Genomic DNA, 13,688 nt, shown 5'->3' with positions numbered 1-13,688 from the left:
GCGGCCGCGCCGACGGGCGTGGACCCGGCCGTGCCGGGCGTCCCGCCGCGCGACCGGCTGTCCCGTCCACTGCACGATCTGCGCCTCTCGGTGATCGAGGCGTGCAACTTCCGCTGTCCGTACTGCATGCCCGCGGACGAGATCCCCGAGGACCATGGGTTCGACGCGGCATCGCGGCTGTCCTTCGACGAGATCGAAAGGCTGGTGCGCGCCTTCGTACGGCTGGGCATGCGCAAGCTCCGGTTGACCGGTGGCGAACCGCTGCTGCGGCGGGACCTGCCGCGGCTGGTGGAGCGCCTGGCGCGGATCGACGGCATCGAAGACATGGCCCTGACCACCAATGGCGTCCTCCTGCCCCGGCATGCCCCCGCCCTGCGCGAAGCCGGTCTCAGGCGGGTGACGATCAGCCTGGATGCGCTCGATGCCGGTATCTTCGCGACGATGTCCGGCGGGCGCGGGCGCGTGCCGGACGTGCTTGCCGGCATCGAGGCGGCGCGCCTGGCGGGGTTCGACGCGATCAAGCTCAACTGCGTGGTCCAGCGTGGCGTCAATGAGGGCGAGGTGCTGCCGCTGGTCGAACGCTTCCGGGGCAGCGGCATCGTGGTCCGCTTCATCGAGTACATGGACGTGGGGACCTGCAATCGCTGGCGGCCCGAAGGCGTGGTGCCGTCGGCGGAACTGCGCGACCGCATCCACGCGCGCTGGCCGTTGCGGCCGCTGGACCCCCACTACCGCGGCGAAGTGGCGAAACGCTACGCCTTCGAGGACGGCTCGGGGGAGGTCGGTTTCATCAGTTCGGTCAGTGCGCCGTTCTGCGGCGACTGCCATCGCGCCCGGGTGTCGGCGGACGGCACGCTTTACACCTGCCTGTTCGCGGGTACGGGTCACGACCTGCGGCCGGCCCTGGCGGAGGGCGGGGATGCCCTGGCGGCACGTGTCGCGGATATCTGGTCGGCGCGTGCCGATCGATACAGCGAGTTGCGCGGCAGCGGTACGGCGGGACGCCGGCACGTGGAGATGTACCTGGTGGGCGGCTGAGCCGGCCTACAATGCAGCCATGACCTCGCGATCGCGCACGCTCACGCACCTCGACCCGGACGGGCGTCCGGCCATGGTCGATGTTTCGGACAAGACATCGACCCGGCGGGAGGCACGCGCGGAATGCCGGGTCCGCTTTCCGGTCGGAGTGGCCGCACAGTTGCGTGACAGCGGCCTTCGCAGTGCGAAGGGCGGCATCGTCGACACCGCCGTGATCGCGGGCACGATGGCGGTGAAGCGTACACATGAGCTGATCCCGTTCTGCCACCCCTTGCCGATCGACGGCTGTCGCATCGGCATCGACTGGGACGGCGCGAACGTGCTTCGGATCGAGTGCAGCGTGCGCACCACGCATCGCACCGGCGTCGAGATGGAGGCGTTGACCGGCGCGACGGTGGCCGCGCTAACGGTGTACGACATGTGCAAGGCCCTGTCGCACCGGATCGTGCTGGGCCCGGCGAAGCTGCTCGGCAAGCGCGGCGGGCGTCGCGACGTGGGGACGCTGTGAGCAGTGTCCGACTGACGGTGCTGTACTTCGCCAGCCTGCGCGACGCGGCGGGACGGGCCGAGGAAACCGTGCAGACCGATGCGCCTGCCCTTCGGGATCTTTACGCGCACCTGCAGGCCTGCCACGGGTTCGCGTTCCCGGTCGAACGCCTGCGGGTCGCGGTGGACGGCGCCTTCGCAAGCTGGGACGAGGCGCCGCGCGCCGGCACGGAGGTGGCCTTCATCCCACCGGTGTCGGGGGGCTGAGGTGCGACGGTTCGACTTGTCCGACCGCCCTTTCGACGTCGCTCCCCTGCGCGAGGCATTGCTGGACGCCCGCGCGGGCGCCTACGCCGGCTTCGAGGGTTGGGTGCGCGACCACCACGAAGGCCGTGCGGTGGTGGCGTTGCACTACGACGCCTACCCGGCACTGGCTGCGCGCGAAGGGGAGGCGGTGATCCACGAGGCGCTGGCGAAGTTCGAGGTCCTCGACGCCCGTTGCGTGCATCGCCATGGCGCCGTCGCGATCGGCGAGCTCGCCGTGTGGGTGGGCGTCAGTGCCGCGCACCGCGGGGCTGCCTTCGAGGCGTGCCGCTACATCATCGATGAAGTGAAGGCCCGCGTACCGATCTGGAAGCGGGAGTCCTATGCCGACGGCGACGCGGGCTGGAAACATCCCGACGAAGGCGCTCCGCGCGACTGAACCGGCGCTGGCGGGGTAGGCTGGTCCGGTCCAGTCCGGAGCCGGGAGAGCCCAATGCGCGTCTTGCCGTACCTGTCGCTGTCCGTCGTCGCTTCCCTCCTGTCCATGCCGCTTTCCACGCACGCGGACGAATTGCTGGTGGGCAACAAGTCGGCCGATACCGTGTGGTTCCTTTCGCTGGAGGACGGCAAGCGCACTCGGATGCTCGACACCGGCGTGGCGCCTCACGAGATCGCGGTGGATGCCGAGGGGCGCCGTGCCGTGGTGACCAACTACGGCGCCGATACGGCGGGCCACAGCCTGACCGTGCTGGACCTGACCGGAGCGGAGGCGCCGCGCACGGTGGACATCGCGCCGCACGGGCGACCGCATGGCATCCGGTTCCTGTCGGAGAGCCGGGTGATCGTGACCACGGAAGCGACCGCTGACCTGGTGGTGGTGGATCTCGATGCCGGGCAGGTCGTCGAGGCGATCGCGGTGGGCGAGGGCACCGGCCACATGGTCGCGCTGTCGCCAGACGGGACGGTGGCCTACGTCAGCAAGATCGGTGCCGGGACCGTGACCCGGATCGACCTCGCCACGCAGGCCGCCGTGGAGGCATCGGCCGGTGAAGGCGCGGAGGGCATCGCCACCCGACCGGGCGAAGTGTGGGTCAGCAATCGCGCGGCGGGCACGGTGACCGTGCACGATCCCGACAGCCTGGAGGTCCTGCACACGCTGGACAGCCCCGGCTTTCCGATCCGCGTGGTGTTCACGCCCGATGACCGGCACGCGCTGGTGACCAACGCGCGCGCGGGCGAACTGGCGGTGTTCGATACCGCCACGAAGCAGCGGGTGGCGACCGTCGAACTGCTGGAGACAGGGGGCGCGTACCGGGAGACGCTGCTGGGCCGCGCCGGCCTGCCGATCGGCGTGGCGGTCGATCCGCGGAGGCCGCGTGCCTACGTCGCGATCAGCGGCGGTGACGAGATCGCGGTGGTCGATACCGCGCGCTGGGAAGTCGTGGACCGCTGGCCAACCGGCCGCGAACCCGATGCGCTGGGCGTCGTGCCCGGCGCCTCGCACTGATATCCCGTTCTGGCGACACCGGCAAAGCGGACCGGCAGGACAAGCCAGACAGCTCACGGCGCGGGTATCGGAAAGGCGGCGGCCCCGCCAACGATCCTCGGCGCCCGCGTCGATCGATACCGTTGCTGCCTTCCGGCCCTGGCGGAGTTTTCGACCTAGCGTCGCGAGGGGCCGACGGGGCCACCATGGAAGCGCGATTCCTGCCGGTCACTGCGCCGCGGGCGCGAGGACGGGACGGAACGCTTGGAATTTGGCGGAGAGAGGGGGATTCGAACCCCCGAAGCGCGGTTTAGACGCTTACACACTTTCCAGGCGTGCTCCTTCAACCACTCGGACACCTCTCCGCTGGACCCCGTGGCATGCAGGGCACGCCCCGAGGGGCGCAAAGTCTAACGCTGGCGGGGGCTTGCCACAAGCGGTGTCGTTCAGGCGCGGCAGGTCCGCGCGGGCATGGCACACTATGGGTCCACGTCCCGTCCCGCGGCCATCGCGGGCCCTGCAGAGGTTCCAGCGCCGCTCCATGTCCTACCTCGTCCTCGCACGCAAGTGGCGCCCGCGGCGCTTCGCCGAACTGGTCGGGCAGGAGCACGTGGTGAAGGCGCTGACCAATGCCCTGGACTCGGGCCGCATCCATCATGCCTTCCTGTTCACCGGCACCCGTGGCGTCGGCAAGACGACCATCGCGCGGATCTTCGCCAAGTCGCTGAACTGCGAGCAGGGCACCTCGGCCGACCCCTGCGGCGAGTGCGCGTCCTGCCGCGACATCGATGCCGGCCGGTTCATCGACCTGCTGGAGATCGACGCGGCGAGCAACACCGGCGTGGACGACGTGCGCGAGGTCATCGACAACGCCCAGTACATGCCCAGCCGCGGGCGGGTGAAGGTGTACCTGATCGACGAAGTGCACATGCTGTCGAAGAGCGCGTTCAACGCGCTGCTCAAGACGCTGGAGGAGCCACCGGGGCACGTGAAGTTCCTGCTGGCAACCACCGACCCGCAGAAGTTGCCGGTGACCGTGCTGTCGCGGTGCCTGCAGTTCAACCTCAAGCGCCTGGACGAGGCCCAGATCACCGGCCAGATCGAGAAGATACTCGCCGCGGAAGGCATTGATGCGGAAAGCGGCGCGGTGCGCCAGATCGCGCATGGCGCCGACGGCAGCCTGCGCGATGGGCTTTCGCTGCTCGACCAGGCCATTGCCTATACCGGGGCCGGGACCGACGGCATGGTGCTCGGCGATGCGGCGGTGGCGACCATGCTCGGCACGGTCGACCGGACGCGCGTGTCCGCCCTGCTCGATGCGCTGGCGGACGGCGACGGCGAACGCCTGCTGGGCGAGGTGGCGACGCTGGCCGACTTCTCGCCCGACTGGGCGGGGGTGCTGGATGCCCTGTCAGAAGCCCTGCACCGCGTGCAGGTACGGCAACTGGTCCCGGGCGTCGAAATCGCGACTGACGGTGTCGACGTCGAGTCGGTAGCCGGGGCGACGCGGCCGGAAGTCGTGCAGCTCTGGTACCAGATGGCACTCAATGGGCGGCGCGACCTTGGCTATGCGCCCAGTCCCCGCGCGGGTTTCGAGATGACCCTGCTGCGGATGCTGGCGTTCCGTCCCGGCGGCGGTGGGCGTGAGCCCTCGGCGCCGTCGGCGCCCGCGTCGCAGGCATCCCGCGCTTCGAGCGCTGAACCGGAACCCGAGCCGGCCGGGGACCGGTCCACCCGGCCGCGCGATGGTGGCGACATTGAGCGTACCCCGGGCGCGGCCGCAGCGACCGCGCGCGCTGCCCCACTGCCGGGCGAATCGCCGTCGACGGGCGGCCCACGTCCCGTCCCTTTCCCGGGCCCGGATCCCGCACCGGACCGGACACCGGAGCCGGTTGCCGCGTCCGTCGCGGAGGCCGCACCGGCCGAAGCGGCGTGGGGCACGCGCATCATCGCCGATGCAGACGACTGGCATCGGGTGGTGGACCGGCTGGAGGTGCTCAAGGGGCCCGCACGCCTGCTGGCCGAGCACGCCGTGTTCACCGCCCATGCGGAGGATGCCCTCGTGCTGGCCCTGGCGGACCAGGACGCGCACCTGCGGATGCCGTTGGCGGTCGAGCAACTGCGCGAGGCGCTGGCCCCCGTGCTGGGCGCATCGCCCGAGATCCGTTTCGAGGCCGCACGGGACCTGGACGAGTCCCTGCATGCGCGCCGGGAGCGTGCCCGCGATGCACGCCAGAGCGAAGCAGAAGCGCTTTTCATGAACGATCCCGACGTCCAGCGCCTGATCCAGCAACGCGGCGCCCGCGTCGTCCCCGATTCGATCCGGCCCTTCGACGAGGGCTGACCCCGTCCCCCGCGGACCCCTACCAAGAGTGACCAACATGCGCGGAAACATCGCCCAACTCATGCAACAGGCGCAGAAGATGCAGGAAAACCTGCAGAAGGCGCAGGAAGAACTGGCCAACGTGGAAGTGACCGGCAACGCCGGCGGCGGCATGGTCAGCGTGACCCTGACCGGTCGGATGGAGTGCCGGAAAGTGCGCATCGACCCCAGCGTGCTGTCCGATCCCGAAATGGCCGAGGACCTGATCGCCGCCGCCATCAACGACGCGGTCAACAAGGCCAACCAGGAGTCGCAGGCACGGATGGGGTCGGCAACCGCCGGCATGCCGCTGCCGCCTGGCATGAAGCTCCCGTTCTGAGTCGTCGATGAGTTCGGCGCTGCTGGAGCAGTTGATCGACGCCTTCCGGGTCCTGCCGGGCGTGGGCCGCAAGTCGGCCCAGCGCATGGCGTACCACGTGCTGGAGCGCGAACGCGAGGGTGGCCGCCGGCTGGCGCAGGCGCTGGTCGATGCCGTGGAGAAGGTGGGGCATTGCTCCCGCTGTCGCGACTTCAGCGAGACGCCGGTATGCGCGACCTGTGCGAGTGCCGCGCGTGATGCCCACCTGCTGTGCGTCGTCGAATCGCCCGCCGACCGCCTCGCGATCGAACAGGCCACCGGCTATCGCGGCCTCTACTTCGTGCTGCAGGGCCGGCTGTCGCCGCTGGACGGCATCGGTCCTTCCGAACTGGGGCTGGACACGCTCGATGCCCGCCTGGGCGAGGGGGAGGTGCATGAGCTCATCATCGCGACCAACCCCACCGTGGAAGGCGAAGCCACCGCGCACTATCTGTCGCAACTTGCCCGTGGTCGCGGCGTTCGGCCGATGCGGCCCGCGCACGGCCTGCCGTTGGGGGGCGAGTTGGAGTACGTCGATCGTGGCACGCTCTCGCATGCCTTCGGCAGCCGCAGCGAAGTGCCTTGACCCGATCTAGAGTTCGAGGAAAACGCCCATGGCAGAGACCATTTTCCACAAGATCATCAACCGCGAGATCCCGGCCGACATCGTCTACGAGGATGACGACCTGATCGCCTTCCGCGACATCGCCCCGCAGGCTCCGGTGCACGTGCTGTTCGTGCCGAAGGCAACGGTGGCGACCCTCAATGACGTGGAGGCGGGCCAGGCGGAACTGCTCGGCCGCCTGGCCGTCGCCGCGGCCCGGTACGCCAAGGCACAGGGTTTCGCCGAGGACGGGTATCGCATCGTCATGAACTGCAACGGACACGGGGGGCAGACGGTGTTCCAGATCCACCTGCATCTTCTCGCCGGGGCCCCGCTCGGCCACTTCGGCACGCCCTGACATTTTTGGCCTCGCGCCGGCCGCTTCAGCGCCGGTATCCACCTGCGCGGTGCCCCCGGAGGCAGTAGTGACCGAAGTGGTACGTGCCGTAGACCATCAGCCCAAGCAGGCCGATGGCGGGCAGATCGGGCTCGCGCGAGCCCAGCAGCAGGCGATAGCCGTCCGTCAGCAGTACGGTGGCGCCGGCGAGGGCGACGGCCCCGGCGATCAGTCGGCTCGTGGTGGTGCGCAGGCGCTGGATCAAGAGGCTTCCTTCCCTGGGAGCGTGGCGGGGCGGTGAGCGTAGCGGCAAACCGGGACGGTGTCACATGCAGGACATCACCGCGGTGGCGACCCGCGCCTTCGCGCGGGACGCAGCCTCACCACCAGCCCCACCAGGGCCAGGGCGCGGCGTAATTGTTGATGACATCCACCTGCTCGCGCACCGGCCACAGGTACACCACGTCCGCCTCGACGGTCGGGAAACGGTAGTCGTAGCCCCCGATCCGGCGGTTCTCGTAGCCGCTGACGCGGCCGGTGAACGTGACTTCGCGACCCTGTTCGAAGAGGGCGGGGTCATAAAAGCCGTTGCGGCAGGCAATGAAGCGACCGCCGGTATTGTCGCTGGCCCAGTACGGGCGCGCATTGTCGCTCAGGTCGGTGGAGAGCATTTCGAAGCAGGTGCGGTTCTCGCGAGGCTCCACCTGGATCACCCGCCCACCCCAGCGCACGGTGCTGCCTGCGACGTCGCTTTCAGCCGCCATCCGCGGCGTGATCGCCGCGTATTCGCCCTGCAGCGGCGCGGGCTGGGTCACGCAGCCGGCCATCACCGTCACCGCGGCGGCGGCGAGCACGGCGCGTCCTACGCGGGTCATGCGTCTGGGCTTGGATTTCATCGACGTTCTCCCTGGTCACGGCGGCGGGGGCGATGCGCGCGCAGCTCACGGATGAGCCGGCGCTGGGTGCCCGTGGCGACAGCGTACCGCCAATCGCTGAAACGTTGGCTGAGTTCAAGCAGGTCCGGCCCCAGGTCAGGCCGCTCCGCGGCCACCCGCGCCGCCCAGGCCTGTGCCGGTTCGTGCGTCCCTCGCTCCAGGCCGAGCCGGGCGTAGCGGCGACCGACGAGGTGCCAGGCCCGTAGCAGCGGGTCCGGATCGCGCTCGCCGCGTTGGCTGAGCCACAGCATCCAGAGCAGGGCGAGGGCACCGAACAGCCCGAACATCAGGATCAGGTGGCCGGGCGCGATGTCGTCGACGCCGAGGGGCCGGAACAGGTGGCGTTGGCGTTCGACATCGAAACCCAGTACGAGGTCGTTCCAGCCACGACGCACCCAGTCGGAGAACTCCAGGGCGGGGGTGGCACCCAGCCCGCCGAGCAGGCCGCCGGCGCCCGGGGTGCGGTCGGCCAGGGTGTCGTAGATGCGCTCCGGTGCGACCGCGGCGGTGGGGTCGATGCGCACCCAGCCGCGCCCGCGCAGCCAGACCTCGGTCCAGGCATGGGCGTCGGAACGGCGTACCAGCCAGTATGCGCCGATGCGGTTGTAGTAGCCGCCGGTGTAACCGGTCACCACGCGCGCGGGGATGCCGGCGCTTCGCATCAGCACCACGAAGGCGCTGCTGAAGTGTTCGCAGAAGCCGGCCTTGTGGTCGAACAGGAACTCGTCGACCGAATGCCGCCCCGGCAGGGGCGTGGTCAGCGTGTAGGCGAACTCGTCGCGGATCCATTGCAGGGCCCGGTTGGCGATGGCGGCATCGTCGGGACCGGCCTCCCTTCGCCATTGCGAGGCGAGGGCGAGGGTGCGCGGGTTGAAGCCGGAGGGCAGCGCGAGCGCGCGAGCGCGCTGCACGGGGTCGAGCGTGGCCTGGTAGCGAGCAGGGGGCGATGAACGCATCCGCCAACGGCTGACACCGTACTGCGGGCGGTCGGCGAACAGGCCGTGGTCCAGCGACAGCGAGGCGTCGTCCGGGGCTGCCAGTGGCAGGTCGAGCGAGACCAGCAGGCGGTTGTCGGTGGGTTCGATGGACATCGTGTAGTCCCATTGCACGGGACCGGGGACGAAGGCCGCGGGTGGCAGCTCGCGAACGCCGCGCGGCTGGGTCCATTCGCGCCCGTCGAAGTCCCACAGCACGGGACCGCGCCAGTACATGCTGGACGGCGGTGGCGTCTCGCCGTGGAAGACCACCCGGAGGGCCGGATTGTCGTCGCCCATCAAGTCGATCCACTCGCCCGGCTTCATGCTGTCCGAAATGCCGGGTCGGGCCAGGGCGCGCTCCGGGATGCCCCACAGGGGGGAACCCAGCCGCGGGAACAGCCAGAACGCCGCCAGCGCCAACGGCAGCCCCAGCATGCCCAGTCGCGCGATCGCGAGGGCGCGGCGGCGCAGGGGCACCGGTTGCCGTGCCAGTCCCGATTCGAGATCCGACAGGCGCTGCAGCACCAGCAGGGCGACGAAGCCCGCCCCCAGTCCCAGCGCGAGGCTCAACGGTCCCTGGTCCAGCAGGAAGGTCGCGAACGGGGCGAACAGTGCGAACCCGACCAGGCTTCGGGCATCCCGGAGGGTGGAAGTCTCGGCGGGCTTGGCCGCGATCATCACCGCCAACAGCGCGCAGCCGGTGTCGCGGCCGAAGTTGAAGCCCGCCAGCACCAGGGTGGCGGCCACCAGCGCCAGCACCAGCGGCATTCGCAGCAGGCCCGGCAGGCGCCCACGCGAACCGAGCAGTGCCATCACGAGCGCGGTGCCGGCGACCAGCGCGCCGATCCGAAAGGGCAACTGCAGCAGCAGGGGCAGCAGCGACGAGGCGCCGCTCGCGTAGGCCCAGCGGCGCGAGACCGCGTCGAGCGCGGGTGCCTCAGCCATGGGGCATCAGCGCGAGCGCGCGCTGGCAGGCGTGGCGATGATGGGCGCCCCGGTCCGGGCCCAGCGCGGGCTGTCCGGGCAGGACCAGCCGGTAGCGGCGCCCCTCGCGTTCGGCCAGATCCACCCAGTGCGCAAGTCGCGAGATGCGTGCTTCGCGGGACGGCAGGGCGGTGCCGTGCCAGTCGAGGACCACTTCCGCGCCCAGCGGCTTCTCGTAGTCACGGACGACCAGCGCGTCCCGCCGCGCGGATGCCTTCCACGCGATCGCACGTCGCGCATCGCCGCGACGATAGGCCCGCAACTGGTGGATGTCCTCGCCCGCCGGTACGGGCCGGGCGCGGGCGCCTTCTCCGCGACCTTCCGGCAGGGGTGGGCCGTCGCGTTCCGGCACCGCGTATACCAGGGCCGGCGCATCGGGCCAGACATGGGCCCAGGCACGGGCCAGCCCCAATGGCCGCGTGGTCGCGATGCGCAGGCGGGGCAGGTCGAGCCAGCCCCTGCGTGCCGTGGCAAGCGGCAGGTCGACTTCGCCGCGCTGGTCGGTCAGGTCCAGTTGGCGAAGCGGGGCGCCCTCGTGGTCGACGCCCAGCCCGACCCGGGTACGCCCCGCGGGCGCCTGCACGTGCACGCGCACGTTCATCACCTGACCCATGGGCACCGGCTCGGCATCGATGGCGACGACCTCCATGCCGCTGAGCTGCATCTGTGCGGCGACCAGGCTCGCGAAACCCGTGCCCGCGAGCATCAGGGCCAGCATCAGCGCCGGGTTGTTGTTGTAGTTGAGGGCCCCCAGCGCCATCGTCGCCAGCAGCACGCTGTAGAACAGGCCGAAGCGCGTGGGCAGGACATAGATGCGGCGGCGGTCGAAGCGCACCGGCAAGGTCTCGGGCGTCCGTGGGCGGGTCATCGCCAGCGCGCGGCGCCACAGGGCATGGCCGCGTGCCGGCAGGGTGGACGCGGGATTCGATGCCGCCATGCCGTTCAATCCACCGGCACGGCATGCAGCAGCGACTTGGCCAGGGCTTCGCCGCTTCCCGCATCGGTTTCAGGGACCAGGCGATGCGCCGCCACCGGCAGGAACAGGCTCTGCACGTCCTCCGGCACCACGTGGCCGCGACCGAGCAGCAGGGCATGCGCGCGGGCCGCCCGCAGCAGCGCCAGGCCGGCGCGCGGCGACAGCCCCACGCGGATGCCGGGGTGCTGCCGGCTTCGGGCAAGCAGTGCCTGGACATACTGGACCAGCGCTTCGCTGGCATGTACCGACGATGCGGCCTCGCGCAGGGCGATGACCTGGGCGTCGTCCAGCTCCGCGCGGGTCCGCGCGATCAGTTCACGGCGATCGACCCCGGCCAGGAGGTCGCGTTCGGCGGCATCGCCGGGATACCCCAGGCTCAGGCGCAGCAGGAAGCGGTCGAGCTGGGAATCCGGCAGCGGGTAGGTCCCCGACAGGTCGACGGGATTCTGGGTGGCAATGACGAAGAACGGCGACGGCAGCCGATGGGTCGTGCCGTCCACGGTGACCTGGTGCTCGGCCATGGCCTCCAGCAGGGCGCTCTGCGTGCGTGGCGGGGCGCGGTTGATCTCGTCGGCCAACAGCACCTGGGTGAACACGGGGCCGGGGTGGAATTCGAACTTCCTTGCCTGGGGGTCGAACACCGATACCCCGACGACATCGGCAGGCAGCAGGTCGGAGGTGAACTGCACCCGCTGGAACCCGAGGCCCAGCGTCGCCGCGAGTGCGTGCGCGAGGGTCGTCTTGCCCAGTCCGGGCAGGTCTTCGATCAGCAGGTGCCCGTCCGAGAGCAGCGCCACGAAGGCCAGGCGTACTTCCCGTGGCTTGCCGAGCACGAGGGTGTTCACCTGGTTCACGGCGCGGTCAACAGCGCTGCGCAGGTCATCGGTTAGCATGCTGGCCCGTGCAGGGGAAGCGACCATTCGTGTCTCCTGTGTCTCGAACGTTGGAGCGAGCGCCGCGGCGCCCGATGTCACTTGAGTGTAGCGAGGTCGTTCGTGCATGCGTGATGCAGCAGTGGCTGGAACCGGTTCGGATGCCGCGCAGGCGCGCAGCGCACGCAGGGTGTTCTGGGTGCTTTTTGGCCTGGTCGGCCTCGCGAAACTCTGGGTGGCCTGGCGCCTGCCCCTGTTCGTCGACGAGGCGTTCTACTGGCAGGAAGGACAGCATCTCGCTGCTGCGTACTCGGACCTCCCGGGGCTGACGGCGTGGCTGACGCGGCTCGGGGTCGAACTGGGCGGCGACCATCGGCTGGCCCTGCGCATGCCGTTCCTGCTGCTGTCGATGGCGGTTCCGTGGTTGTTGGCACGGATCACCGCCCGCGAGTTCGGTGGACGCGATGGCTGGATCGCCGGCAGCCTCGCGATGCTGTTGCCGTTGGCCGGCACCCTGGGGCTGCTGGCCCTGCCCGACGTCGCGATGGCGTTCGCCACGCTGCTGTGCATGAGTGCCGGGGCCCGGCTGCTGCGCAAGGTGGACGCGGGCAGCGCGCTGGTGCTGGCGTTTGGACTGGTCATCGGTGCGCTCAGCCATTACCGCTTCATCGCGGTGATCGGGGTGGGGTTCATTGCGTTGCTGTTGCTCGCCGACGGTCGGCGCGTACTGCGCGACGCGCGGGTATGGATGGCGATCGCCATCGGTGCGGCGGCCTGGGCGCCCCTGGTGGCCTGGAACTTCGACAACGCCGATGCCGGCCTGCGGTTCCAGCTGGTCGATCGCCACCCGTGGCGGTTTCATCTGGAAGGCTTGTGGTTCCTCGCCGTGCAGGCGCTGCTGGTGACCCCGCTGCTGTTCGCGGCGATGGCCGTCGCCGGTGCACGGGGCATGCGTGACGGGACGCCGCAGGTGCGGTACTTCGCGCTGCTGGGCAGCCTGGTGGTGCTGGGCTTCTTCGGGCTGGGTTTCTTCGCGGATACCGAGCGGGTGAGCTTCCATTGGCCGCTTCCCGGATACCTGGCGCTGTTGCCGCTGGTGCCGGCGGTCATCCGGCGCTGGCCGAAGGTGTGGCGGCGCCTGCTCTGGGCCACGGCGGGGCTGGGGCTGGTATCGGTATTGGGGTATTACGTCGCTGTGTCGGTACCGGGCCTGCGCATGCAGGCAGCGGCGGAGAAATGGTACCCCTCCAATTTCGCGGGCTGGGATGCGCTGGCCGGCGCGGTCGAAGCCGAGCGCGCCACGATGCCCGCGGGAACGCGGGTCGTGGCGGACAACTTCAAGGTGGGCGCGGAGCTCGGTTTCGCGCTCGGGGATCCGGAGATCCCGGTGCTCGACCATCCGCTCAACCACCGGCACGGCCGGGCCCCGCAGCTGCGGCTCTGGGGGCTCGAGACGGCCGGCCGGGCGGACTGGGCCGAAGACCCCGTGTTGCTGGTGGTGGCCACGAGCGAAGTGCGCTACCGCGAGCTGTTGGCGCACTACCAGTCGCTGTGCGAGCGCGTGGGGCCGCTGCCGCCGCCCCGCGTGCTGAACGTCGACCATGGGCGCCAGCGCTTCCTGCTGTTCCGCCTGGAGGCTGCAGCGGAAGGCGCCTGCGTGACGCCTGCGATGGCCTGGGTGGAGCAGCCCGCCTCGGGCGCGTCGGCCTCCGGCCGGCTGCAGGTCGCCGGATGGGCCTTCAAGGAGGGCGTCGGACTGGAACGCGTGGAACTGCTGGTGGACGGGACGTCACGAGGCGATCTCCGCTACGGTCTGCGCAACACCGGCGTGGCCGCGTACTGGCAAACGTCCACCGATCCGAACCATCCCGCGGTGGGTTTCGAGGGCGAGGTGCCGCTCGAGGGGGTGGCCCCGGGTCGTCACTGGCTGGGCTTGCGCCTGCATGGGCGGGACGGCAGCGTGGAGGCCTGGCCCGAGCAGCCCTTCGAGGTGGTGGCGCCTTGACGGT

At 70.3% G+C, this 13,688-nt stretch carries 15 protein-coding genes, 1 tRNA gene and 1 other RNA gene; 10 read left to right on the top strand and 7 right to left on the bottom strand.

Annotated elements, in window-relative coordinates:
* Positions 1 to 18: 18 nt before the first annotated feature.
* The 5 genes from moaA to H4F99_RS11190 are packed head-to-tail and all read left to right on the top strand — an operon-like array spanning position 19 to position 3,295.
* Positions 19 to 1,038 carry a GTP 3',8-cyclase MoaA gene (gene moaA / locus H4F99_RS11210; protein ID WP_182669890.1) on the top strand — a complete coding sequence of 340 codons (1,020 nt, stop codon included), beginning with the start codon at positions 19 to 21 and terminating at the stop codon, positions 1,036 to 1,038.
* Between the two features lie 19 nt (positions 1,039 to 1,057).
* Positions 1,058 to 1,546, top strand: a complete 489-nt coding sequence (gene moaC, locus H4F99_RS11205; RefSeq protein WP_182669828.1) for a cyclic pyranopterin monophosphate synthase MoaC — start codon at positions 1,058 to 1,060, stop codon at positions 1,544 to 1,546.
* A complete protein-coding gene (locus H4F99_RS11200; protein ID WP_343064201.1) occupies positions 1,543 to 1,791 on the top strand; it encodes a MoaD/ThiS family protein in 249 nt (82 codons plus the stop codon). The genes moaC and H4F99_RS11200 overlap by 4 nt, the downstream gene beginning before the upstream one ends.
* 16 nt (positions 1,792 to 1,807) lie before the next feature.
* A complete protein-coding gene (locus H4F99_RS11195) occupies positions 1,808 to 2,227 on the top strand; it encodes a molybdenum cofactor biosynthesis protein MoaE (protein ID WP_220481138.1) in 420 nt (139 codons plus the stop codon).
* 54 nt (positions 2,228 to 2,281) lie between these two features.
* Positions 2,282 to 3,295 carry a beta-propeller fold lactonase family protein gene (locus H4F99_RS11190; protein WP_182669826.1) on the top strand — a complete coding sequence of 338 codons (1,014 nt, stop codon included), beginning with the start codon at positions 2,282 to 2,284 and terminating at the stop codon, positions 3,293 to 3,295.
* 81 nt (positions 3,296 to 3,376) lie between these two features.
* Here H4F99_RS11190 and ffs read toward each other — a convergent pair.
* Both ffs and H4F99_RS11180 read right to left on the bottom strand, forming a co-directional pair.
* An RNA gene (gene ffs / locus H4F99_RS11185) (signal recognition particle sRNA small type) lies at positions 3,377 to 3,473 on the bottom strand.
* 73 nt (positions 3,474 to 3,546) lie between these two features.
* Positions 3,547 to 3,639: transfer RNA gene (locus H4F99_RS11180), tRNA-Ser, on the bottom strand.
* A 176-nt stretch (positions 3,640 to 3,815) separates the two neighbouring features.
* Between H4F99_RS11180 and dnaX the strand changes: the two genes are divergently transcribed.
* The 4 genes from dnaX to H4F99_RS11160 are packed head-to-tail and all read left to right on the top strand — an operon-like array spanning position 3,816 to position 6,956.
* The gene (dnaX, locus tag H4F99_RS11175; RefSeq protein WP_182669825.1) at positions 3,816 to 5,618 is read left to right on the top strand and encodes a DNA polymerase III subunit gamma/tau; all 1,803 of its coding nucleotides are present in this window, start codon (positions 3,816 to 3,818) and stop codon (positions 5,616 to 5,618) included.
* Positions 5,619 to 5,655: 37 nt separating this feature from the next.
* Positions 5,656 to 5,976: a YbaB/EbfC family nucleoid-associated protein gene (locus tag H4F99_RS11170; protein ID WP_182669824.1), complete on the top strand. Its 321-nt coding sequence runs from the start codon at positions 5,656 to 5,658 to the stop codon at positions 5,974 to 5,976.
* Between the two features lie 7 nt (positions 5,977 to 5,983).
* Entirely contained in the window at positions 5,984 to 6,580 is a 597-nt protein-coding gene (recR, locus tag H4F99_RS11165) for a recombination mediator RecR (protein WP_182669823.1), read from the top strand.
* A gap of 28 nt (positions 6,581 to 6,608) precedes the next feature.
* Positions 6,609 to 6,956 carry a histidine triad nucleotide-binding protein gene (locus tag H4F99_RS11160; RefSeq protein ID WP_182669822.1) on the top strand — a complete coding sequence of 116 codons (348 nt, stop codon included), beginning with the start codon at positions 6,609 to 6,611 and terminating at the stop codon, positions 6,954 to 6,956.
* 25 nt (positions 6,957 to 6,981) lie between these two features.
* Here H4F99_RS11160 and H4F99_RS11155 read toward each other — a convergent pair whose 3' ends face one another.
* The 5 genes from H4F99_RS11155 to H4F99_RS11135 all read right to left on the bottom strand — a co-directional run bounded on the left by H4F99_RS11155 (position 6,982) and on the right by H4F99_RS11135 (position 11,727).
* Positions 6,982 to 7,200: a hypothetical protein gene (locus H4F99_RS11155; RefSeq protein WP_182669821.1), complete on the bottom strand. Its 219-nt coding sequence runs from the start codon at positions 7,198 to 7,200 to the stop codon at positions 6,982 to 6,984.
* 115 nt (positions 7,201 to 7,315) lie between these two features.
* On the bottom strand, positions 7,316 to 7,831 hold the full coding sequence (locus tag H4F99_RS11150) for a Slp family lipoprotein (protein ID WP_246371847.1): 516 nt from the start codon (positions 7,829 to 7,831) through the stop codon (positions 7,316 to 7,318).
* The gene (locus H4F99_RS11145) at positions 7,828 to 9,792 is read right to left on the bottom strand and encodes a transglutaminase TgpA family protein (protein ID WP_182669820.1); all 1,965 of its coding nucleotides are present in this window, start codon (positions 9,790 to 9,792) and stop codon (positions 7,828 to 7,830) included. Before H4F99_RS11145 ends, H4F99_RS11150 begins: the two co-directional genes overlap by 4 nt.
* Positions 9,785 to 10,768: a DUF58 domain-containing protein gene (locus H4F99_RS11140; protein WP_425488021.1), complete on the bottom strand. Its 984-nt coding sequence runs from the start codon at positions 10,766 to 10,768 to the stop codon at positions 9,785 to 9,787. Before H4F99_RS11140 ends, H4F99_RS11145 begins: the two co-directional genes overlap by 8 nt.
* Positions 10,769 to 10,773: 5 nt before the next feature.
* Positions 10,774 to 11,727 carry an AAA family ATPase gene (locus H4F99_RS11135; protein WP_182669819.1) on the bottom strand — a complete coding sequence of 318 codons (954 nt, stop codon included), beginning with the start codon at positions 11,725 to 11,727 and terminating at the stop codon, positions 10,774 to 10,776.
* A 79-nt stretch (positions 11,728 to 11,806) separates the two neighbouring features.
* On the opposite strand from H4F99_RS11135, the gene H4F99_RS11130 reads away from it, so the two are divergent.
* Positions 11,807 to 13,684, top strand: coding sequence for an ArnT family glycosyltransferase (locus H4F99_RS11130; protein WP_182669818.1), 1,878 nt, complete (start codon positions 11,807 to 11,809; stop codon positions 13,682 to 13,684).
* Positions 13,685 to 13,688: the final 4 nt, after the last annotated feature.

It is taken from the genome of Marilutibacter penaei, assembly GCF_014145395.1.
Taxonomy (GTDB): Bacteria; Pseudomonadota; Gammaproteobacteria; order Xanthomonadales; family Xanthomonadaceae; genus Marilutibacter; species Marilutibacter penaei.
Note: the sequence above shows the minus strand (reverse complement) of the source record. Positions and strands in the feature narration are given on the sequence as shown.

Excerpts from the sequence above, each read along its gene's own strand:
- moaC (WP_182669828.1), top strand. The coding sequence starts at position 1,058 with ATGACCTCGCGATCGCGCACGCTCACGCACCTCGACCCGGACGGGCGT.
- H4F99_RS11190 (WP_182669826.1), top strand. The coding sequence starts at position 2,282 with ATGCGCGTCTTGCCGTACCTGTCGCTGTCCGTCGTCGCTTCCCTCCTG.
- dnaX (WP_182669825.1), top strand. The coding sequence starts at position 3,816 with ATGTCCTACCTCGTCCTCGCACGCAAGTGGCGCCCGCGGCGCTTCGCC.
- H4F99_RS11170 (WP_182669824.1), top strand. The coding sequence starts at position 5,656 with ATGCGCGGAAACATCGCCCAACTCATGCAACAGGCGCAGAAGATGCAG.
- recR (WP_182669823.1), top strand. The coding sequence starts at position 5,984 with ATGAGTTCGGCGCTGCTGGAGCAGTTGATCGACGCCTTCCGGGTCCTG.
- H4F99_RS11160 (WP_182669822.1), top strand. The coding sequence starts at position 6,609 with ATGGCAGAGACCATTTTCCACAAGATCATCAACCGCGAGATCCCGGCC.
- H4F99_RS11150 (WP_246371847.1), bottom strand. The coding sequence starts at position 7,831 with ATGAAATCCAAGCCCAGACGCATGACCCGCGTAGGACGCGCCGTGCTC.
- H4F99_RS11145 (WP_182669820.1), bottom strand. The coding sequence starts at position 9,792 with ATGGCTGAGGCACCCGCGCTCGACGCGGTCTCGCGCCGCTGGGCCTAC.
- H4F99_RS11140 (WP_425488021.1), bottom strand. The coding sequence starts at position 10,768 with ATGGCGGCATCGAATCCCGCGTCCACCCTGCCGGCACGCGGCCATGCC.
- H4F99_RS11135 (WP_182669819.1), bottom strand. The coding sequence starts at position 11,727 with ATGGTCGCTTCCCCTGCACGGGCCAGCATGCTAACCGATGACCTGCGC.
- H4F99_RS11130 (WP_182669818.1), top strand. The coding sequence starts at position 11,807 with ATGCGTGATGCAGCAGTGGCTGGAACCGGTTCGGATGCCGCGCAGGCG.